Source organism: Bradyrhizobium sp. (assembly GCF_027307225.1).
Lineage (GTDB): Bacteria > Pseudomonadota > Alphaproteobacteria > Rhizobiales > Xanthobacteraceae > Bradyrhizobium.
On sequence record NZ_DAHUXJ010000094.1, the window covers coordinates 46,524 to 65,584 of the forward strand.

A 19,061-nucleotide genomic window follows, 5' to 3' on the forward strand; every position below is an offset into this window, starting at 1 on the left:
TCACGGCAAAGGGCGCGGCGGGAAAACCCGTCGCGCCCCATTCGCAAAACTCGCTGGTTCAGGCGCTGAGAAACGCCCTTGAGGTCACCAAGCCGATGGCTTAGCGGGCGATCCCAGCGAGGTGACAGCGCTTGGAATAAGACACTGGATCACCTCCTTTCGTTGTTGGTGGAGCGTTCAATATAGGAGGCTACCTTCGGCCTGTTAAGACCGGAAACAATGCGAGGGAGGTTGAGACGGCCGATCCGGCGTGATAGGGGATCGTTCGCGCGCGGGTGTAGCTCAATGGTAGAGCAGCAGCCTTCCAAGCTGAATACGAGGGTTCGATTCCCTTCACCCGCTCCAATGTTTTCAGTGACTTGGCGCGTGAGGCGGCTCTTTTTTTGATGATCTCATTCTGACAAAGGCTGCTTTACATTTTCTGTTGCTCGCTTTGCGACCGACTGTTTTTCGTGTCTCGCATATTCCCACACTGCTGTTTTCAGACAGGTGCAAGCTCATCAAAACCGAAGATTTTGGTTTGGGGAAGAGGTGTTGAACGCGCGTGCGGCGATCGGCGGCGATGGCGTAAAAATAGGATAGGCACGCGCGAAGTTTGGCTTGGACGTGAAGCCTTCAGGCTGCCTTCACGTCCTCAAGCTCGATGTGTAGCCTGAATCCGGCGGCCGCAGCGATATTGACGAGTGCGTCGAGCGAGAACTTGTCGAGCTTGCCACGCATCAGATCGTTGAGGCGGGGCCGCGTCAGCCCGAGGCGCGCGGCCGCATCCTCCTGCGTGAGATTCCATTCCTTTATCCGCTCGCGGATAGCCAACAGCAGATCGGCGCGAGCGGTCATGTTGGCCGCCTCCGCCTGAGTATCCGCCAGAGCGTCGAAGACGCTATCGAAGGTCTCCACATTCATTGTTGTGCCTTCCAATCCTTGAGCCGTTTTGCGGCCAGTTCGATATCCCGCTGCGCCGTCTGCTGCGTTTTCTTCTGAAACGCATGGAGCACGAGGATCCGATCCGCTAGCGCCGCCAGATAGATGATGCGGAACGCTCCCGATGCGTCCCTGATCCTGATTTCGCGTACGCCTGAGCCGACCGCCTTCATCGGCTTCCAATCGTCCGGGTCCAAGCCGTTCTGCACTGCACGAAGCTCGACGCCAGCCCGGTATCGAACGTCGTCGGGGAAGTCGCGAATGGCATCCCGGCTGTCCCCGAGGAACGAAATGGGCTTCATACATCAAATGTATCAGAATCGATACACCGAGGCAAGGCTCTCAAGCCCCCGACACTTCCGAGACTTCCTGTGCCGCCGCCGCTGGCTCTATTGAGCAAACGGAAAGCCAAAAAGATGCGGACCTTGAGGCAGTTCGGTGCCTGTTCGAGATGCTGCAGCGCTTTCACCTCGCAGGATGCGCCGGGCTTTCAACTCAGGGGGCGGTTAGTCTGACAATGGGAAATTCTGTAATGATCTCAAGGAACCAAAAAGCTGCAAAATGTCAGAATGGCCCTTGAACCCATTTCGGAATTTTCTGACTTCCAAGCTGAATACGAGGGTTCGATTCCCTTCACCCGCTCGATCTTCACCAACACTTGAATCGGCAGAAGCGATTTCATGCGTTCGCGCGCGAGATGGTTGACGTGCTTTAGGCGTCAGCTGATTGGTGGCGTTTTACCGCTGCAATACCGGAAATTGCGCATATCCGCGTCGTGACGACACTTGATTGCGCAGAGGTTAACGCGGTCAATTCTCGTCGCCCTCGCGCGCTCAAATGTTCCATGCGTGAGCGCATAGCCCTTTGTTTTTCCTGCATTCCTTCGCCACATTCAGGCCACACCCCGTTCCTTTAAGGCGGTGAGCCGAATGCATTTCGGCTCTCATTGTTCAGGCCGCAGCGAAGTGTCCATTCCTGGATCACGCGGCCCTTGGATCGCAAGGCGATCCTCATTCCCCTCAACAGCACGAAGGAAGACAGTATGCGTAGATTCGTTGCCGCGAGTGCATTGTTATTTGCATTTGCAACGAGTGCGGAGGCGCGGACTCATCAACACCATTACCGGCACTATGCCCATCATCATTATCGGCACTATGCCCATCGCCACGATCGGCAACAGGCCGAGGGGTACGCCTACTCGAGCTTTGGTTCCGGGTTTGGATATTCGAGCAGTGAGCGGTCGAGCCATGAGCGCTCGGGTTACGAGCACTCAAGCTACCGGCATGCGCGCTTGGGAGGCCGGCCGGCCGCCTGGTGTGGATGGTACATGCGCCAACAGGTCGGCAGCGACCCTGGACCTCAATACAACCTCGCTCGATCGTGGGCGCATTACGGCTCCAACGCCGGCGGCCCGTCGGTCGGCACAATCGTGGTCTGGAGCCATCACGTTGGGAAGATTGTCGGTCGCGAGAACGGACAATGGATCGTTCAAAGCGGCAATGATGGTCACGCGGTGCGAACCCGGCCGCGGTCGCTGGCCGGCGCCATTGCCTTCCGTAACGCTTATGCGTCGGCGGCATTCTAAATTAGATAGAAGCAGCATTGCAGGCGATAACGCCCCGCTTCATCGCGTAGATGGAGCGGGGTAATTTTTGTCTTGATCTACAAAGCTCTCTCGATTCGTGGCGCGTCTGCGGAGGCTTCTAGCCAAGACGCGGCGCCCCTTGGTATGGTCGAATCGAAGCGGTGTGCGATGGCGCACGCCACAAAGTATCAATCAGGAAACAATCATGGCCGAGACTGACCTCGATGGCGTGATCCGCTCCATCGGAAAAACTCAACACAAGGCGCTGATGGGGGAGGCGAGGAAGCGCCACGCCCGCTTGATGGGGCTGGCTGCCAAGGCCAAAACCAGGGAAGGCAAGGCGCGCTTCAAGCAAACCGCCAAGGACATGATGCTGCTTGCGAATGCAGCGGCGCGGCGGTTGCACCTTACGGCGGAGAATGCCGCCGACAGCTACGCGCGGGCGATGAAGAATGCGCTCGAAGAGATAAAGGTGACTGAGACCAGGATGCTAGCCGCGGCTAGAAGCAAGGCAGAAAAGAAGGCGGCCAAAAAGAAAGCCTGACCGGCAAACTCCGCCGCTCGCTTCCGGCTCACCGTTGCGCTATTCGACTTGCCAACCTCCATCAAGCCGACAAAGGCGCCGCGACATGGCCCATCAACCGCACCCCAAGGTCATCATCACCTGCGCCATCACGGGCAATATCACCCGGCCGGACCAGTCGCCGTATCTGCCGATCACGCCACGGCAGATCGCCGACAGCGCGCTGGAGGCCGCGGAAGCGGGGGCTTCGATCGCCCATATCCATGTGCGTGACCCCGAAACCGGCCGTCCGTCGATGTCGATCGATCTCTACCGCGACGTGATCGAGCGAATCCGCGCGCGCAATCCGAAAATGATCATCAACCTGACGACCGGGCCGGGTGGCCGCTTCGTGCCGTCAGACGAAGATCCGAAGGTCGCCGGTCCCGGCACCACGCTGATGGCGCCGGAAAAGCGCGTCGAGCACGTCGAGATCTTAAAGCCTGAAATCTGCACGCTCGATCTCAACACCATGAATTCAGGCGGGCAGGTCGTGATCAACACGCCGCCGAACGTCCGCAAGATGGCGGCGCGGATGCGCGCAGTGGGCGTGCTGCCGGAGCTGGAGCTGTTCGATTCCGGCGACATTCACCTGGCGCGCGACCTGATTGCAGACGGGACCTTGCATGGCCCGCCGCTCTGCACGCTGGTGCTCGGCGTCAAATACGGTTTTGACCCGTCGCCGGAGACAATGCTTTATGCGCGCAACCTGTTGCCGGAGGCAGCGATCTGGGCCGGTTTTGGCATCGGCCGCTCGGAGTTTCCGATGGTCGCGCAGTCCTGGTTGCTCGGCGGCCATGTCCGCGTCGGCATGGAAGACAATCTCTATATGTCCAAGGGCGTGCTTGCCAAAAGCAACGCCGAACTCGTGGCCCACGCGGCACAAATCCTCAAGGATCTTGGCGCGACGGTCGCGACCCCCACCGAAGCGCGGGCGATGCTCAAGCTGTCCTGAGTTGCTTCTGAAGAGATGCGGCCTAGCCGCGTAACCTTTCGGCGCGGCGCGCAGGCGCGGCGCCTTCCGGGCTTTTGCTGGCAGTTGTCCGCACCGTCAGCGTCATCGCCGCAGCGTCGACGATGCGATCGATCACGGCCTCGACGTCGTCGACGTCGCACTGGCCATCCGAGAGCTTGGTCAGCCGCTCGGCGTCGCGCGTGGTCTGGTGCGCCATCGCGAGCGCAAAATGCAGGCCCCAATAGATATCGGCTTCGTCGCAATCGGGTAGCGCGCGGCGCATCGCCACTGCAAATTTCCGCAAATGATCGACTTCACGGTTCTTGATCCGTCGGATCGGCGGCACGGATTCGATCGAGGCGCGGATCATGAAGCGCGACGCCGTCGATCGTTCGTTTTCCGGTCCCAGGCAGCCGCGCAGGGTCGGGCCAATCAGCGCGTGCAGGATTGCTTTCACATCTGCACGCCCGCCGCCGGCCACTTCCGCCGCTTTCAGCTCAGTGAGCCGCTCGCGGTTGTTGGCGATGCCGCGGGTGACGAAGAGTTCGGCGATCAACTCGTCCTTGGAACCGAAATGATAGTTCACCGCCGCGAGATTGACACCCGCCGCCGCCACGATGTCGCGCAGCGTGACGTCGCCGAAGCCGCGCTCGGCATAAAGCCGTTCGGCGGCGTCCAGGATCAAAGCGCGGGTCCGATCTGACGGCATGAGGCGAGGGCCGTGTTGCAATTCAAACAATTGTATGAAACTATGGTTTGAACGCCCCGATGTCAATGCGGGACCAATCTTCCTGGCGCCTCGCCAGCGAAATTGATCCGGTGCATCGCGGGGCTTCTCGAAATGGACTTGCAGACACCCGCCGGCGGCGAGAAAGTCGCCGCCAATCAATTCTAGCCAAGATGAGGTACGCCCATGGACTTCACGATGTCGGAACGCCAGCGCGAATGGCTTAACCGGGTGCAGTCATTCATGAAAAATCACGTTCGTCCCGCGGTGCCGATCTACCGCAAGCAGGATGAGGAGGGCGCGCGCTGGAAGGTGATCCCTATCGTTGAGGAACTGAAGAAGAAGGCGCGGGCCGAAGGCCTCTGGAATATGTTCATGCCGCCGTCGTCTCATGAGGACGACGAATTCCGCGGCGCGGGATTGAGCAATCTTGAATATGCGCCGCTAGCCGAGGAAATGGGCCATATCGGTTGGGCCTCCGAAGTCTTCAATTGCTCGGCGCCCGATACCGGCAACATGGAGGTATTCATCCGCTATGGCAGCAAGGAGCAGAAGCGCAAGTGGCTGCGCCCCTTGATGGACGGCGAAATCCGCTCCGCGTTCCTGATGACGGAACCGGCGGTGGCTTCCTCCGACGCAACCAATATCGAAACGCGCATTGAGCGCGACGGCGATCATTACGTGATCAACGGCCGCAAGTGGTGGTCGTCGGGTGTCGGCGATCCCCGCTGCAAGATCGCGATCCTGATGGGCAAGACCGATCCGAAGGCGCCAAAGCATCAGCAGCAGTCGCAGATCCTGGTGCCGCTCGACACGCCCGGCATCACCGTCGAAAAGCTGTTGCCGGTGTTCGGCTTCGATGATGCGCCGCACGGTCACGCCCAGGTGCTGCTCGAGAACGTGCGCGTTCCCGCCAGCAACATCCTGCTTGGTGAGGGCCGGGGATTTGAGATCGCGCAAGGCCGTCTCGGTCCCGGCCGCATCCATCACTGCATGCGCACGATCGGCAAGGCCGAGGAAGCGCTGGAGAAGATGGTGAAGCGGTTGTCGTCGCGCACCGCCTTCGGCAAGAAGATCGTCGAGTATTCGATCTGGGAGCAGCGGATCGCGGAAGCCCGTACCGATATCGAGATGAACCGCCTGTTGTGCCTGAAGGCGGCCGACATGATGGACAAGGTGGGCAACAAGACCGCGCAGCTTGAAATCGCCATGATCAAGGTCGCGGCGCCCAACATGGCGCTCAAGATCATCGACCAGGCCATCCAGGCCTACGGCGCCGCCGGCGTTTCGGACGATGCGGGGCTGGCGCGGGACTATGCCTCGATGCGGACCATGCGGCTCGCCGATGGTCCGGACGAGGTCCACAACCGCGCCATTGCCAGGCTCGAGCTTCGGAAGTATGCCAACGCTCCGGCGAAATAACGAAGCGCTAACAGGCAGCGCTTCCTGTATCGTCATTCCGGGATGGTGCGGAGCGACAAAATTGGTATTCAATTTTGCGCTGAGCACCAGACCCGGAATCTCGAGATTCCGGGTTCGATGCTTGCGCATCGCCCCGGAATGACGGAGCGAAACGATTCAAGGGACCTCACCGTGGCCGAAGGCGTCAGAAACGACGATGAATTTTCCGGAACCAAACCGGTCGAGGAGCGGCACCGGATCGACGAGGTCAGCCTTGATGGCTGGATGCGTCAGCACGTCGAGGGCTATCAGGGGCCGCTGACCGTCCTGCAATTCAAGGGTGGCCAGTCGAACCCGACCTACCGGCTCGATACGCCGGCGCGTTCCTACGTGATGCGCCGCAAGCCGTTTGGAAAGCTGTTGCCCTCGGCGCATGCGGTCGACCGCGAATTCCGCGTGATTTCCGCGCTCGGTAAGCAGGGTTTTCCGGTCGCGAGGGCTTACGCGCTTTGCACTGACGACGCCGTGATCGGCGCGGCGTTCTACATCATGTCGATGGAAGAGGGGCGGGTATTCTGGGATCCGGCGCTGCCGAGCCAGACGCGCGAGGCGCGGCACGCCATCTTCAAGGACAAGATCGAGACGCTGGCCAAACTCCACACCTATGACCCGCAGGCGATCGGCCTCGGCGAATTCGGCAAACCCGGCAATTATTTCGCGCGCCAGGTCGATCGCTGGACCAAGCAATACCGCGCTTCCGAAACCAAGCACATTGAAGAGGTCGAAAAGCTGATCGAATGGCTGCCGCGCACCGTCCCGAACCAGGAGCGCGTCTCGATCGTTCACGGCGATTATCGTCTCGACAACATGATCTTCCACCCGACCGAGCCGCGGGTGATCGCGGTGCTGGATTGGGAGCTGTCGACGCTCGGCGATCCGATGGCTGATTTCACGTATCTGTTGATGCAATGGACCATGCCGGGTCTCGCCAATGCCGACCTTGCAGCGCTGAACATTCCGACGCTGGACGATGCCGCGCAAATCTATTGCCGCGTCACCGGCAGCGCAGTGCCGGACCTGAACTGGTATTTTTCCTACAACCTGTTCCGGCTTGCCTGCATCACGCAGGGCATTGCCGGGCGCATCCGCGATGGCACCGCGGCAAGCGCCAAGGCGATGGAATCAGCCGCGCGCACCGTGCCGCTCTCAAAGGCCTCCTGGGATTACGCACAGAAGGCAGGCGCGGTCTAAATCCAGGCCCGCCTGGCTCACCGCCATTTGGTGCGCTCGCGGATGCCGGCGAGTGCTGTTCGCGCGCCATTGATCACTTCCGTCGTGTCGATAGCGGTGAGCTTGCCGCCACGCTTGAGGATGCGGCCGTCGACCACGACCGTGTCGACGTTCTCCGGTGTCGTCGCCTCCAGCACGAGATGCGACGGGTCGATCACGACAGCCATGTTAAGCGCATTGGGGCTGATCATGATCAGGTCCGCGCGTTTTCCCGGCCTGAGCGAGCCGACCAGGTCTTCGATCCCCATGGCGCGGGCGCCTTCGATGGTGCCGAGCTCGAGCGCTCGTCGCGCCGTCATCTTGAATTCGTCCTCAGCGCGGGCGTTCTCGCAATCGCGCGCGAGTTTCAGCACGGCGAACAAATTGCAGCTTCCGGTCAAGGCCGCGGTATCAACCGAGATTCCGATTGGAATGCGCGTCGCCAATACTTCCGAGATCATCGGAAAGCCAAAGCCGATGCGCAGTTCAGATCCGGGCGACGTTGAGATCGAAGCACCTGATTTTTCGATCATCCCGAGTTCGGCGGGTGTAACGGCCAGCGCGTGGATGAGCTGAACGTCCTTGCCCATCAGGTTTGATTTATTGAGCAACTCGACCTGGCCGACCGCGCGATGCGCAGCCGACGCCACATGCACGCTGATGGGCAGCCCAAGCTTGCGCGCGTTGTCGAACTCCGGCTGATAGACCTCGGGCTTGATCGGACCGGCACGGAATTGTCCGCGCCATCCCATGCCGAGCGTCAACAGGCCTTCGTTCGAATAGTCCTTCCAGTTCCTGGCGAGCGTTTCGATCGGCGTCTGATCGGCCATCTGCGTGTCGGGCAGGCCCTGAGGCCAGCCACACGAATGCCGGGCGCGGATGCCGGCGCCTGCCAGCGCGCGGATATCTGCCTCCGCATGCGCCGTGCTCCGCACATTGTGACACCAGGAGTGCACGAAGGTCATGCCGGAGTTGATGGCTTCGGCCGCCGAAAGCCGCGTGCTCCGGAAAATGTCGTCCGGGGTCATCTGCTGGCCGAAGCGCGCGACCGTCGGGAAATAGCCTTCGTCCTTCTTGTCGCCGGCAAAACTGCGGAAAATCGTATTCCACATGTGCCAGTGGGTCTCGACCAGACCGGGCATCACGATCATGCCCGTTCCGTCGATCGTCTCGCCGCCGCTGGTGGCAGCTTTGCCAACGGCGACGATCTCGCCATCGCGCACATGCAGCGAGGCGCCGGGCATGTCGCCGAAGTCGCGCTCCATCGTCATGATATAAGCGTTGGTGATCGTGAACTCGCCACGAGCAGGCAGGCGGATTGAGCCGGTGGCGGCGCTTGGCGTCTGCGCCATCAGCGGCGATGAAAACAACCCCGCGGTGCCGAGCGCGGCGGCGCCGCGGATGAAGCCTCGCCTGCAAATTTCACACATTTGTTTCTCCCCGTCGGCGGCGCCGCCGATCACTTTGGCGCGGATCGTTTGTGACCGGGTATGTCGCCTGCGCCTTCTTACACCAATTAGCGGCGGCGAGGTGCGGTCTTCGCGGCAGCAACGCGGAATTGACGCCTTGCGGCTTCGCCCGTGACGCGGGCGGGCAGGGCAAATTTCCAGTCGTGATCCGCCATATTTCGTGACAAAATAAATATGCGTAGATGTCCGTTCGGTTACACGGAGATGTCGATGCGGATGGAATTTCAAGCGCGGCCACGTTCACTGGCCTGGTCCAATCCGCTGTCCTGGTGGTGGGCGATGCTGACGCTGGTCAGCGGCGTCAACGTCGCCGCGTGGGTTTTGATGTACCGGCAGCTACATGAGGCAAGCTCTTCCGGCCATGTGCCAGGCATGGAAATAATGCTGCTGCTCAGTGCGGCCTACGTGTTTGGCTGCGCCTTCCGCTCGCTGTTGCCACGCGCCGACGTGCAGCGGATCTGCCTGTTCGATACGTGGCTGTCGAGCGTTGCCGTCGGCCGCTCGGTCGCGACCGTGGCTGAAGTCTGTTTCGCCGCGCAGTGGACGATGATTCTCCGGCAATTGGGGACGATGACCGGCGCTGAGACCGCGGTGAATGCCGCTCTTGTGATCGTGCCGCTAATTCTGGTCGCGGAATGCTTCTCCTGGTATGCGGTTGTCACCACGAATTATCTCCTCAACGCGATCGAGAACTCACTTTGGGCAGTCGCCTTCTTCATTGCGGGCGTCGGACTTTGCCGGCTGCTGCCGGAATTTGACGGCGCAATCCGCGTCGCGCTCGCAGTCTCGGTTGTCGGCATCGTGATCTATCTCGCTTTTTTGATGACGGTCGACGTGCCGATGTACCGGAAGCGCTGGCGGACGGACGTTGCGCGCGGCAACCGGCGCTTGCGGCCGCTGGAAGGGTTGCGCGACGTGAGCACGCGCTGGGTCGTCACCCATGATCTTTCCGAATGGAAGGAAGAAATCGCGTGGATGTCGCTTTATTTCAGTGCGGCCGTCTGGGCGAGCCTCGCGCTATGCGTGTTCTACGCGATCGAAGGCCATATCGCCGGCACGCCGCCGGGTAACATAGGATAACAAGCGTCCCGCATTTCTTCGGATTTTTTAAAGCAATCGGCCAGCGCGGCGGCGCAAATGCGGTGCAATTCGGGCAGCGTCGTTTCGAGACTCGGCGTGATCGCTGCGGCGAGGCGATGCGCCGCAACAGATTCCCACTTTCGTCTCAAATCCGCCCTCGACTCAGATCACTCTGACTGCGGGTGGAAGAACTGGGGTCATGTTTCGGCTAATAAAGTATTGGGGAATTGGCCATGGTACCCGCACAACCGCACCAAAGCGTACTGGAAGAACTGGACGGATCGACATTTGGACCGGACGAATTTACCGACGACGATTATGCTGACGACGATGTCGTCTCATTGCTCGAAGAAAATGCAAGGCTGAGAAAACTCGTGGTTCGCCTATCGGAGATTGTGCTCCGAAATGTCGCCAACGAGCGATAGCCTTCAACGACTGACCATTCCTACAAAGATTTGGCAGGCTGCCTAAAACAGCCTGTCCGACGCAATTCGAGCGCCCTCGCTGAGGGCGCGCAACTTCGCCCACACGATATCTTCGGCCACACGGCCGGCGCCGGCTGCGGTATCGAACCCGCAATCGGTGCCGGCCGTGACGCGCGTCGGATCGCCGAGGGTTTTGGCAACGCGTTCGATCCGCTCGGCGACGACTTCCGGGTGTTCGACGAAGTTTGTCGTGGAATCGATAACGCCGGCGACCACGACCTGGTCGTCGGCGATCGCTTTTCCGCGGAGGCAGCGCACCTCGTGCGCGTGGCGCGGATTGGCGAAAGGCAATACCAACGCGCCGACATTCATGCGGGCGATCAGCGGCAGGATCTTCTCCAGCGCGACGTCACGGTCGTGCGGCCCTTCGTAATTGCCCCAGCAGACATGCATACGGACGTTTTCGCGCGGGATGTTGCGCAGGGCGTCGTTGATGGTCGCGACCACGCGCTCGACGAAGTCGAGAAAATCGCCGATCGGGCGGTCCTGGAACGAGATGTGATGTTCGAGCGCGAGGTCCGGGCAATCGAGCTGCAGCAGGAAGCCTTGTGACGCGATCGCCTCATATTCGACCTGAAGGGCACGGCCGACGGCTGCGAGATAAGCGTCTTCGGTGTCGTAATACTCGTTGCGGATCGCCGCCACCACGATGCCGGGCGAGGGGGCTGTGAGAAAGGCTTCGGTGAAACCGTTTGCGCCGGCGCGCTTGCGTCCCTCCAGCACGCCGCGGAAGTCGGTGCATTCGCGGCTGGCCTCGGCGAGGCCGACATATTTGATGTCGCCGATGACTTTCGGCGGCGCGAAATTGCTGACCATCTCCCTGCTGGCGAATTGCTGCTCCAGCGCGCGCTTGAAGACGGGATAGCCCTCGACGTCGGCGCGCGGCCAGCGCTTCCATGCCCCGCCAAAGCCGGTCATGCGGTGGCGGACATGAAGGAAAAAGCCCTCGCGTTGTTGCTCGCCGTTATTGCCGATGTCGATGCCGGCTTCGATCTGCTTGGGGACGATCTCCTGCAAGGCGGCATAACCGGCTCGTGCGATCTCCGCGGAATCGACCGGCTCGCCGCGCGAATGCATCGCATAAAGCTTCGTCAACGCCGGCGGGCGCGGCAGGCTGCCGGTGTGGGTGACGAGGATCCGGTCGTTGCTGCGCTGCATGGTATCTTTCGCTCCGATGTTATTTTTTTGTCACCAGTTGCCCGACGCCCGTCAATGGGATCCACTCTTCCGGCAGCGGCTGTTGTTGCTTTTTCAGGTCAGTTTCCAGTTCGTTGACGCGCTTGCCGGCTGATGTCATGGCTTGCGACGCGACGTTGTAGCGCTCGACCGCGCGTTGATCAGGAAAGACGAATTGTCCGGCGACGATTTTGAAGGAGCCCAGTTCGCCCGAAAGGAATGTGATGTACTTGTCGTAAGCACGATAATAGTCGACGCGTGCCGACAAAATGAGCGAAATGACGCTCAACGTCGTGGCTTGGCGTTGCGTAACGCCATGCAAAAGCTCGTCGGCGATTTCCCTTGGTACGTGAAGCGACACGGTCGCGCTTTCGATCTGCTCATGCTCTGCCTTCAGGATCGCGGCATAGCGCGGAAGAAACGCTGACGCATTCGCGGCCGCTGTCCCCAGATCGCGGCGGAAAGATTCGAGTTCGTCGCGGCTCACCGAGCCGAAATCAGGCTCCTTCGAAAGCCGCGGCGGCTCGATCTGGGCGGACAGCTGGTCGATCGCAGCTTGCGTGTTGGCGGCTACCTTGATCGCCTTGGCCATCAGCTGGAGAACGTTGTCCGAGGGATGCTGCCCGAGCGCGTTATCGAGTTCGCCGGGGTTGCTGATTCCCCGCAAGATCGCCTGGCCCTCTGGACTCGAACCGCGCTCCTGGAACTTGCTCAGATCGATCGACAAGGAAGCTGCCACCGTGAGCATAACAAGCAGTGCGAAGAAGGCTATCTGAATGCGGGCTGAACGCGGGGACATCGGATCAATCGCCACGGCGCGGGCGGGCGCCTTCAGCAGTGGTACTGTCGATGGCCTTCGAACTCAACGATAACAGCGGCGTGCGTGGTCGGCGCCGCGCTGGAATTCGTTTAGATCGGTTTGCCCGCATACGGCATGGAGGCGGTGAGGCCGCCGTCGACCGGAAACGCCTGGCCGTTGACATAGGACGCCTCGTCGCTGAGCAGGAACAGACCCATCGCCGCCAGTTCGTGCGGCTGGCCCGCGCGCTTCAAGGGGTTGAGTTGGCCGATCTTGTCCTGCGTGCCGCGCTCCTTGGCGCGGTCGAATACCGGCTTGGTCATGCTGGTCTCGATCAGACCGGGGCAGACGGCATTGATCCGCACGCCGGTTCCGGAGAGGGAGTAGGCGGTGGTTTGCACGAGACTGATCACACCGGCCTTGCTCGCCGCATAGGGGTGACCACTGGCGCCTGATTTGAGTCCTGCGACGGAGGCCGTGCAGACGATCGCGCCCGAGCCCTGCTTGATCATGTGTGGCATCGAGTGTTTGACGGCGAGAAACGGGCCGATCAGGTTGATGCGCAGGATTTCCTGCCAATGTTCCACGGTCTGCTCGGCGATCGGCACCAATCCGCCGCTGATGCCGGCATTGGCCCAGATCGCGTCCAATCTGCCGTAGCTGGCAATCGCCTTGCCGATGAATCCGATCACGTCCTTTTCGGAACCAGCGTCCGCCATCACGGCCTCCGCCGTGCCGCCCGCCTTAAGCACCTGGTCGACCGTTTCCTTCACGCCTTCGGTGCGATCGACCGCGATCAGTTTCGCGCCTTCCCGCGTGAAGAGCAGCGAGGCTGCACGTCCGATGCCGCTGCCGGCGCCAGTGATAATGACGGATTTGCCTTCGAGACGGCCCATCGGACTTCTCCTTGCCATGCATCGGCGTTTTCGCCTTGCGGAATGTTCAAACAACGTTTGAAACGTCGAAGTGACTTGAGGCGGCAAGTCCCCTGACGTACGAACACAACAATATTGAAGGGCTTTGGCGATGTCCAATCCGGGAAAATCGGCAGTGGTGACGACGCGATGGTGGTGGGTGCGCCACGCGCCGGTGCGCTCCGACGGCGGCAATATCTACGGCCAGACCGACATCGCCTGTGACACCAGCGATCGCTACGTGTTCGAGGCCGTGGCGAAAGTGCTGCCGCGTCACGCGGTATGGGTGGCGAGCAGTTTGATGCGCACGCACCAGACCGCAGAAGCGATCTGGAATACCGGCTTTCCAAAGCCGGCGACGATGGCAAAGGAAGCAGCCTTCGCCGAGCAGTATCTCGGAAAATGGCAGGGCACCAACCGCGCTGCGTTTCTCGCCAGCCGCCCGGCCGGCAGTCACTGGTTTGCCGACATCGCCGAACCCTCGCCGGGCGGCGAAAGTTTTATGGACCTCTATAACCGCGTCCGTGGCGCGATCGATCGGATCAATGTCGAGCATGCCGGACGCGATGTGATCGCGGTTGGACACGGCGGCACGATCAAGGCGGCGATCGGGCTGGCGCTGGGCGCACAGCCGGAAAAGGGCCTTGTCTTCGATGTCGACAATTGTTCGGTGACGCGGCTTGATTACATCAAGAGCGAAACGGTCAGCGTCTGGCGGCTGCCGATGGTCAACCAGCAGCCCTGGATCGCCGACGCGGCGCATAAGGCGATGCATCAACCGGCGGGGCCGGAGGTGACGACAAGCAAGCTTGCTTGATTGTCGTCATTCAAAAAATGGGAGTAGGCCACATGAACTTGTTCGACATGTCAGGAAAGGTTGCCGTCATCACCGGCTCTTCGCGCGGGATCGGGCGAGCCATCGCCGAGCACATGGCCGCTCACGGCGCCAGGGTCGTCATTTCCTCGCGCAAGAAGGCGGCCTGCGATGAGGTTGCGAAAGCGATCAACGACAAGGCCGGCAAGCAGGTCGCGCTTTCGGTTGCCGCCAACATCTCGACCAAGGATGATCTCAAGCATCTGGTCGGGGAGACCAACCGCACATTCGGCCCGATCGATACGCTGGTCTGCAACGCGGCTTCGAATCCTTACTACGGTCCGCAGGCCGGCATTTCCGATGACCAGTTCCGCAAGATCCTCGACAACAACATCGTCGCCAACCACTGGCTGATCTCGCTGGTCGTGCCGCAGATGATCGAGCGCAAGGACGGTTCGATCACCATCGTCTCCTCGATTGGCGGACTGAAGGGATCAACCGTGCTCGGCGCCTATGCGATTTCCAAGGCGGCGGACATGCAACTCGCGCGCAACCTCGCTTGCGAATACGGCCAGTACAACATCCGCGTGAATTGCATCGCGCCCGGCCTGATCAGGACCGACTTTGCGCGTGCGTTGTGGGAAAATCCGGAGACATTGAAGGCCTCCACCGCGCGTTCGCCGTTGCTCAGAATCGGCGAACCCGATGAGATCGCGGGAGCGGCGGTGTTTCTCGCTTCGCGCGCCGGCACGTTCACCACCGGGCAGACCATCGTGATCGATGGCGGCGCGACGATTAGTTGACGCGATAGAGCGCATCTCAGATGCGCAATTGCGCATCCGAGGGCGCACATTAGTGCGAACCCGGGATCTCAAGCCACGATGAAGGGCCTACTCCAGCGCGGCGTAGACGAGGTTGCGCACCAGCGTACGGGTATAGACACGCTGGCCCGGCGCCTGCGACATGAACAGGGCGAACAGGTCTTCCTTCGGATCGATCCAGAAGAAGGTGCCGCCCATGCCGCTCCAGAAGAACTGGCCGACCGAGCCCGAGAACGGCGCGATGCCTTCCTCGGTGCGCACGCCAAAGCCGAGACCGAAACTGTGGCCGGGCTGGGTCAGCGTGCCCTTGATCTCGACGGACGGATCGAGGTGATCGGACGCCATGAATTCCAGCGTCTTGCGGCCGATGATCCTCGTGCCATCGAGTTCGCCGCCGTTGAGCAGCATCTGCGCGAAGCGCGCATAGTCCATGGTGGTAGAGACGAGACCGCCGCCGCCGGATTCCATCACCGGCTTTTCCAGCATGTTGAAGAGCTGGATCTTGTCGCCGTTCCAGGGATCCGTTGCGAACGGTTCGGCGAGGCGAGGGGCGTTTCCGGCCTCGGCATGGAAGGCGGTTTCGGTCATTTGCAGCGGCGCCAGAATGCGCTCGGTGAGGAATGTGCCGAGTGCTTTTCCGCTGACGACCTCAATGACGCGGCCGAGAATGTCGGTCGAGCGGCTGTAATTCCACTCCGCGCCGGGCTGGCAGATCAGCGGCAGGCTCGCGACCAGAGCCGCGTGCTCGGCATTCGTTATCTTGCGGCTGCGAACCCGCGATTGCTGATAGAGCTGTTGCACCAGGCCGTTGCCGGTGTGTTCATACGTTATTCCCGAGGTGTGGCGCAGCAGATCCTGAATGGTAATCGCCCGCTTCACCGGCACGAGATCAAGCTTGCCGTTGTCCTCGACGCCGACCTTCTGCTCAGCAAATTCCGGAATGAATTTGGAAAGCGGATCGTCGAGCAGGAAGCGACCTTCCTCGAGCAACATCATGACGCCGATGGAAACGATCGGCTTGGTCATGGAAAAGATGCGGAAGATCGAATCCTGCGCCATGGCGCGGCTTTCGGCCGGATTTTGCTTGCCCAACGCCTCGAACCAGCCGATCTGGCCGCCTCTTGCAACCATGATGGTCGCGCCCGGCATGGTTCCCTTGTCGATCTCGCGCCGGAAAACGTCCGACATCCGCTGCAGGCGCGAAGGCGACAGCCCCAGCGATTCCGGCTTGGCTTCCGGCAAGGGCGGAGTTTGCGGCCGGGTGGCTGGCTTCGTGGCGGTTTGCGCGGACATGGCGGTCTCCCCCTAATCTTGTCGTTGTTGCTCACTCTAATCTTTGGCGCGGCCGGACCGGAAGAACAAGAGCACGCAAAGGTCATATGGCCGCTTCGCCCTTGCCATCGGGCCGTGGCCTATGCTTGAAACGGCGCGGATCGGGCGGCGACGCCGTCCGTACAGGAGTGTAGCTCAATTGGTAGAGCACCGGTCTCCAAAACCGGGGGTCGCAGGTTCGAGCCCTGCCACTCCTGCCAGCTAAATCAATATTTTAGCTGCCGCGCGGGTCGCGTGCGCCCGGCGCCGCCTCGTTAACGGATCGTTAACCGTCTAAGCCGATGCTTTCCTTCAAAGGCGCGGTGGAATCGGATTCCTGAGCCGACAACTGCACAAGAAAGCCGGCGGCGTAACGCCCGCCGGCTTTCTTACGTTTCAAATGTGGTCACATCTTTTCTCGTTTTCTCGCAAATCCGCATAGCGAGTTGCGCCGCTGTTCCATTCCCCGTATCCGGAACTGCGGGGAACAGGGGAACGAACGGCTTTCGTCGGCGATTGTCCGGTACCCGCTTTGTCGGGTTCGTCTTCATGCAAATGAGGGAGCAATCCTGATGAAACTGATATCGCTGGCTTTGGGCCTTGTGGCTGCATGTGTTGCTACCGCCGCGTCGGCCGAAACGGTCAATCTCACCGGCACGTACCAGTGCATCCAGATGTGCCGCGACGGCATGATCGGTGCGCCGACCTTCGTCACGCAGAATGGCGATTCCGTAAGCCTCACCACGGAAACGGGTGCGACATTCCACGCCTGGCCGGACTGGAACGCGCCCGCGAGCCGGCTCTGGATCGACGCCAAGGACGAAAGCGCGGTCTATTCGCCCGACGGCATGCGCATTCAGTTCGACGATGGCCGGGTTTGGCAGCGCGCTTTGCCGCCGGTCGTGCTCGGCCGCGCGCCGGTCGTCTATTACGGCAGGTAGCTTGAAGTAGTTTGATGGCCGGGCTGGCGCACGTCGCGCTGTGCCCGGCCTTTGACCCGGGCTTTGCGCTCGCCTGCAAGATCAATGGCTTGCCGCAAATGCCTGGCAGGGCGTCCGAGCTGTGCCGGTACCGTCCTGCCTTGACCTTTGACCCCTTCCGCAGTACATACCGGCCACCTGCTGCCGGCCCGTTAATCGCGGATATCCGGCGCGGCTTTAAAACCCCCGAACAATCGAGCCCGCATGTCGGCTCAACCTTCAAAGAGAGGGCTGGGCGCAAGAGGGCTGTTCGGATTCCCTACAGTTCAACGGTTTTAGCTCGTCTGACGACGGATGCGGATATCTAACGATGGCGACAAGCCCGTTTAAATTCTTGCAGGAAGTTCGCTCGGAGACCAACAAGGTCACCTGGCCGACCCGGCGCGAAACCATGATCACCACCATCATGGTGTTCGTCATGGTTGCGCTCGCCTCGATCTTCTTCTTCTTCGCCGATCAGATCATCCGATATTTGGTCACATTGGTTCTGGGCATCCACTGATGGAAAGCATCGCAACACAAACGATGGACAGGCGTTGGTACATCGTCCACGCCTATTCGAATTTTGAAAAAAAAGTCGCTGAATCGATCCGCGAACAGGCCAAGCAGCGCGGGCTCGAAGACCTGTTCGAGCAGGTGCTGGTGCCGATCGAGAAGGTCACGGAAATCCGCCGCGGCCGCAAGATCGACGCCGAGCGCAAGTTTTTCCCGGGCTACGTGCTGGTCAAGATGAAGCTGACCGACGAGGCCTTTCACCTCATCAAGAATACCCCGAAAGTAACGGGTTTCCTCGGCGCGGAAAACAAGCCGATGCCGATTTCGGAAACCGAGGCGATGCGCATCCTGCATCAGGTGCAGGAAGGCGTCGAGCGCCCGAAAGCGTCGGTCTCGTTCGAGATCGGCGAGAATGTGCGCGTGGCCGACGGCCCGTTCGCCTCGTTCTCGGGTGTCATCGAGGAAATCGACGAGGCGCGCTCGCGCGTGAAGGTCGCGGTGTCGATCTTCGGCCGGGCCACGCCGGTCGAACTGGAATTCGCTCAGGTCGAAAAGGTGACCTGATCTTTCTTTTCACCTCTCCCCGCCTGCGGGGAGAGGCAATAGGCCGCCTTTGGCGGCCGTTCTAATAAGAAGGACGCCGAAGCCTAGCTTCGGCTATGTCGTTCTTACGATCCGGGCGAGGGGCGTTTCACGCGTTCAGTGTTTGAGGCTGCCCCTCACCCCGACCCTCTCCCCGCAAGAGCGGGGCGAGGGAGCAGGAAGAGGACGTGGGAGGAGAGGGCGGCCGCCAGCCGCACTTGAACCGAACCACGAACCTGAAACCGCCGCTCTTCACGGATCGGCACAACAGGAGTGAGATATGGCAAAGAAAGTGACCGGATACCTGAAATTGCAGGTCCCGGCGGGGGCGGCCAATCCGTCGCCTCCGATCGGTCCCGCGCTTGGTCAGCGCGGTCTCAACATCATGGAATTCTGCAAGGCGTTCAACGCGCAGACGCAGAAGGAAGAAAAGAACACCCCGATTCCGGTGGTCATCACCATTTACGCGGACCGTTCCTTCACTTTCGAGATGAAGACGCCGCCGATGTCCTTCTTCCTCAAGAAGGCCGCCAAGATCGAGTCCGGTTCGAAAGCACCGGGCCGCGACAAGGCCGGCAAGGTGACACGCGCGCAGGTGCGCGAGATCGCCGAGAAGAAGATGAAGGATCTCAATTGCGACACCATCGAGTCGGCCATGAAGATGGTCGAGGGCTCGGCCCGCTCGATGGGTCTGGAAGTGGCGGGGTAATCGGTC

General features: G+C 60.8%; 22 protein-coding genes and 2 tRNA genes. 16 read left to right on the top strand and 8 right to left on the bottom strand.

What is annotated here, in order from left to right:
* Positions 1-271 precede the first annotated feature (271 nt).
* A tRNA-Gly gene (locus M6D32_RS16435) sits at positions 272-345 on the top strand.
* A 270-nt stretch (positions 346-615) separates the two neighbouring features.
* Here the strand turns inward: M6D32_RS16435 and M6D32_RS16440 are convergent.
* Together M6D32_RS16440 and M6D32_RS16445 are read right to left on the bottom strand one after the other, a co-directional pair.
* Positions 616-903 carry an XRE family transcriptional regulator gene (locus tag M6D32_RS16440; RefSeq protein WP_298258034.1) on the bottom strand — a complete coding sequence of 96 codons (288 nt, stop codon included), beginning with the start codon at positions 901-903 and terminating at the stop codon, positions 616-618.
* Complete coding sequence (locus tag M6D32_RS16445; protein WP_298258036.1) at positions 900-1,223, bottom strand: type II toxin-antitoxin system RelE/ParE family toxin; 324 nt, start codon at positions 1,221-1,223, stop codon at positions 900-902. Before M6D32_RS16445 ends, M6D32_RS16440 begins: the two co-directional genes overlap by 4 nt.
* Positions 1,224-1,963: 740 nt before the next feature.
* On the opposite strand from M6D32_RS16445, the gene M6D32_RS16450 reads away from it, so the two are divergent.
* From M6D32_RS16450 to M6D32_RS16460, 3 genes are all read left to right on the top strand, one after another.
* Positions 1,964-2,506, top strand: a complete 543-nt coding sequence (locus tag M6D32_RS16450) for a hypothetical protein (RefSeq protein WP_298258038.1) — start codon at positions 1,964-1,966, stop codon at positions 2,504-2,506.
* 205 nt (positions 2,507-2,711) lie between these two features.
* On the top strand, positions 2,712-3,050 hold the full coding sequence (locus M6D32_RS16455; RefSeq protein WP_298258040.1) for a hypothetical protein: 339 nt from the start codon (positions 2,712-2,714) through the stop codon (positions 3,048-3,050).
* A gap of 85 nt (positions 3,051-3,135) precedes the next feature.
* Complete coding sequence (locus M6D32_RS16460) at positions 3,136-4,023, top strand: 3-keto-5-aminohexanoate cleavage protein (protein ID WP_298258042.1); 888 nt, start codon at positions 3,136-3,138, stop codon at positions 4,021-4,023.
* 22 nt (positions 4,024-4,045) lie between these two features.
* On the opposite strand, the gene M6D32_RS16465 is transcribed toward M6D32_RS16460, so the two are convergent.
* Positions 4,046-4,732: a TetR/AcrR family transcriptional regulator gene (locus M6D32_RS16465; protein WP_298258044.1), complete on the bottom strand. Its 687-nt coding sequence runs from the start codon at positions 4,730-4,732 to the stop codon at positions 4,046-4,048.
* Positions 4,733-4,936: 204 nt separating this feature from the next.
* Between M6D32_RS16465 and M6D32_RS16470 the strand changes: the two genes are divergently transcribed.
* Positions 4,937-6,172 (top strand): acyl-CoA dehydrogenase family protein, encoded by a 1,236-nt coding sequence (locus M6D32_RS16470; protein WP_298258046.1) that lies wholly within the window; start codon positions 4,937-4,939, stop codon positions 6,170-6,172.
* Between the two features lie 171 nt (positions 6,173-6,343).
* Positions 6,344-7,402, top strand: coding sequence for a phosphotransferase family protein (locus M6D32_RS16475; RefSeq protein WP_298258048.1), 1,059 nt, complete (start codon positions 6,344-6,346; stop codon positions 7,400-7,402).
* 17 nt (positions 7,403-7,419) lie between these two features.
* Here the strand turns inward: M6D32_RS16475 and M6D32_RS16480 are convergent, their stop codons facing one another.
* Complete coding sequence (locus M6D32_RS16480) at positions 7,420-8,850, bottom strand: amidohydrolase family protein (protein WP_298258050.1); 1,431 nt, start codon at positions 8,848-8,850, stop codon at positions 7,420-7,422.
* Positions 8,851-9,105: 255 nt separating this feature from the next.
* Here M6D32_RS16480 and M6D32_RS16485 point away from each other — a divergent pair, with 255 nt between their 5' ends.
* Positions 9,106-9,969 (top strand): hypothetical protein, encoded by an 864-nt coding sequence (locus M6D32_RS16485; RefSeq protein ID WP_298258090.1) that lies wholly within the window; start codon positions 9,106-9,108, stop codon positions 9,967-9,969.
* 233 nt (positions 9,970-10,202) lie between these two features.
* Positions 10,203-10,394: a hypothetical protein gene (locus M6D32_RS16490; protein ID WP_298258052.1), complete on the top strand. Its 192-nt coding sequence runs from the start codon at positions 10,203-10,205 to the stop codon at positions 10,392-10,394.
* 42 nt (positions 10,395-10,436) lie between these two features.
* Here M6D32_RS16490 and M6D32_RS16495 read toward each other — a convergent pair whose 3' ends face one another.
* The 3 genes from M6D32_RS16495 to M6D32_RS16505 form a co-directional block, all read right to left on the bottom strand.
* Positions 10,437-11,612, bottom strand: a complete 1,176-nt coding sequence (locus M6D32_RS16495; RefSeq protein ID WP_298258054.1) for an epoxyalkane--coenzyme M transferase — start codon at positions 11,610-11,612, stop codon at positions 10,437-10,439.
* A gap of 19 nt (positions 11,613-11,631) precedes the next feature.
* Positions 11,632-12,429 carry a hypothetical protein gene (locus M6D32_RS16500; RefSeq protein ID WP_298258056.1) on the bottom strand — a complete coding sequence of 266 codons (798 nt, stop codon included), beginning with the start codon at positions 12,427-12,429 and terminating at the stop codon, positions 11,632-11,634.
* A gap of 110 nt (positions 12,430-12,539) precedes the next feature.
* Complete coding sequence (locus M6D32_RS16505) at positions 12,540-13,325, bottom strand: SDR family oxidoreductase (RefSeq protein WP_298258058.1); 786 nt, start codon at positions 13,323-13,325, stop codon at positions 12,540-12,542.
* Between the two features lie 130 nt (positions 13,326-13,455).
* Here M6D32_RS16505 and M6D32_RS16510 point away from each other — a divergent pair, with 130 nt between their 5' ends.
* Together M6D32_RS16510 and M6D32_RS16515 are read left to right on the top strand one after the other, a co-directional pair.
* Positions 13,456-14,160, top strand: a complete 705-nt coding sequence (locus M6D32_RS16510; protein ID WP_298258060.1) for a histidine phosphatase family protein — start codon at positions 13,456-13,458, stop codon at positions 14,158-14,160.
* Positions 14,161-14,192: 32 nt separating this feature from the next.
* Complete coding sequence (locus tag M6D32_RS16515) at positions 14,193-14,960, top strand: SDR family oxidoreductase (protein ID WP_298258062.1); 768 nt, start codon at positions 14,193-14,195, stop codon at positions 14,958-14,960.
* An 87-nt stretch (positions 14,961-15,047) separates the two neighbouring features.
* Here M6D32_RS16515 and M6D32_RS16520 read toward each other — a convergent pair whose 3' ends face one another.
* Positions 15,048-16,271 carry a serine hydrolase domain-containing protein gene (locus tag M6D32_RS16520; RefSeq protein WP_298258064.1) on the bottom strand — a complete coding sequence of 408 codons (1,224 nt, stop codon included), beginning with the start codon at positions 16,269-16,271 and terminating at the stop codon, positions 15,048-15,050.
* Positions 16,272-16,434: 163 nt separating this feature from the next.
* Here M6D32_RS16520 and M6D32_RS16525 point away from each other — a divergent pair.
* The 6 genes from M6D32_RS16525 to rplK all read left to right on the top strand — a co-directional run bounded on the left by M6D32_RS16525 (position 16,435) and on the right by rplK (position 19,055).
* Positions 16,435-16,510 (top strand) — tRNA-Trp (locus tag M6D32_RS16525).
* A gap of 351 nt (positions 16,511-16,861) precedes the next feature.
* Positions 16,862-17,230, top strand: coding sequence for a hypothetical protein (locus tag M6D32_RS16530; protein ID WP_298258066.1), 369 nt, complete (start codon positions 16,862-16,864; stop codon positions 17,228-17,230).
* 14 nt (positions 17,231-17,244) lie between these two features.
* Positions 17,245-17,577 (top strand): hypothetical protein, encoded by a 333-nt coding sequence (locus M6D32_RS16535; RefSeq protein WP_298258068.1) that lies wholly within the window; start codon positions 17,245-17,247, stop codon positions 17,575-17,577.
* Between the two features lie 2 nt (positions 17,578-17,579).
* Entirely contained in the window at positions 17,580-17,771 is a 192-nt protein-coding gene (secE, locus tag M6D32_RS16540) for a preprotein translocase subunit SecE (RefSeq protein WP_298258070.1), read from the top strand.
* Between the two features lie 23 nt (positions 17,772-17,794).
* The gene (gene nusG, locus M6D32_RS16545; RefSeq protein WP_298258072.1) at positions 17,795-18,328 is read left to right on the top strand and encodes a transcription termination/antitermination protein NusG; all 534 of its coding nucleotides are present in this window, start codon (positions 17,795-17,797) and stop codon (positions 18,326-18,328) included.
* Positions 18,329-18,626: 298 nt separating this feature from the next.
* Positions 18,627-19,055: a 50S ribosomal protein L11 gene (gene rplK, locus M6D32_RS16550; protein ID WP_298258074.1), complete on the top strand. Its 429-nt coding sequence runs from the start codon at positions 18,627-18,629 to the stop codon at positions 19,053-19,055.
* Positions 19,056-19,061: the final 6 nt, after the last annotated feature.

Excerpts from the sequence above, each read along its gene's own strand:
- M6D32_RS16480 (WP_298258050.1), bottom strand. The coding sequence starts at position 8,850 with ATGTGTGAAATTTGCAGGCGAGGCTTCATCCGCGGCGCCGCCGCGCTC.
- M6D32_RS16470 (WP_298258046.1), top strand. The coding sequence starts at position 4,937 with ATGGACTTCACGATGTCGGAACGCCAGCGCGAATGGCTTAACCGGGTG.
- secE (WP_298258070.1), top strand. The coding sequence starts at position 17,580 with ATGGCGACAAGCCCGTTTAAATTCTTGCAGGAAGTTCGCTCGGAGACC.
- M6D32_RS16465 (WP_298258044.1), bottom strand. The coding sequence starts at position 4,732 with ATGCCGTCAGATCGGACCCGCGCTTTGATCCTGGACGCCGCCGAACGG.
- M6D32_RS16510 (WP_298258060.1), top strand. The coding sequence starts at position 13,456 with ATGTCCAATCCGGGAAAATCGGCAGTGGTGACGACGCGATGGTGGTGG.
- M6D32_RS16460 (WP_298258042.1), top strand. The coding sequence starts at position 3,136 with ATGGCCCATCAACCGCACCCCAAGGTCATCATCACCTGCGCCATCACG.
- M6D32_RS16505 (WP_298258058.1), bottom strand. The coding sequence starts at position 13,325 with ATGGGCCGTCTCGAAGGCAAATCCGTCATTATCACTGGCGCCGGCAGC.
- M6D32_RS16455 (WP_298258040.1), top strand. The coding sequence starts at position 2,712 with ATGGCCGAGACTGACCTCGATGGCGTGATCCGCTCCATCGGAAAAACT.
- M6D32_RS16490 (WP_298258052.1), top strand. The coding sequence starts at position 10,203 with ATGGTACCCGCACAACCGCACCAAAGCGTACTGGAAGAACTGGACGGA.
- rplK (WP_298258074.1), top strand. The coding sequence starts at position 18,627 with ATGGCAAAGAAAGTGACCGGATACCTGAAATTGCAGGTCCCGGCGGGG.
- M6D32_RS16515 (WP_298258062.1), top strand. The coding sequence starts at position 14,193 with ATGAACTTGTTCGACATGTCAGGAAAGGTTGCCGTCATCACCGGCTCT.
- M6D32_RS16500 (WP_298258056.1), bottom strand. The coding sequence starts at position 12,429 with ATGTCCCCGCGTTCAGCCCGCATTCAGATAGCCTTCTTCGCACTGCTT.
- M6D32_RS16530 (WP_298258066.1), top strand. The coding sequence starts at position 16,862 with ATGAAACTGATATCGCTGGCTTTGGGCCTTGTGGCTGCATGTGTTGCT.
- M6D32_RS16445 (WP_298258036.1), bottom strand. The coding sequence starts at position 1,223 with ATGAAGCCCATTTCGTTCCTCGGGGACAGCCGGGATGCCATTCGCGAC.
- M6D32_RS16520 (WP_298258064.1), bottom strand. The coding sequence starts at position 16,271 with ATGTCCGCGCAAACCGCCACGAAGCCAGCCACCCGGCCGCAAACTCCG.
- M6D32_RS16440 (WP_298258034.1), bottom strand. The coding sequence starts at position 903 with ATGAATGTGGAGACCTTCGATAGCGTCTTCGACGCTCTGGCGGATACT.
- M6D32_RS16485 (WP_298258090.1), top strand. The coding sequence starts at position 9,106 with ATGGAATTTCAAGCGCGGCCACGTTCACTGGCCTGGTCCAATCCGCTG.
- M6D32_RS16495 (WP_298258054.1), bottom strand. The coding sequence starts at position 11,612 with ATGCAGCGCAGCAACGACCGGATCCTCGTCACCCACACCGGCAGCCTG.
- M6D32_RS16450 (WP_298258038.1), top strand. The coding sequence starts at position 1,964 with ATGCGTAGATTCGTTGCCGCGAGTGCATTGTTATTTGCATTTGCAACG.
- M6D32_RS16535 (WP_298258068.1), top strand. The coding sequence starts at position 17,245 with ATGGCCGGGCTGGCGCACGTCGCGCTGTGCCCGGCCTTTGACCCGGGC.
- nusG (WP_298258072.1), top strand. The coding sequence starts at position 17,795 with ATGGACAGGCGTTGGTACATCGTCCACGCCTATTCGAATTTTGAAAAA.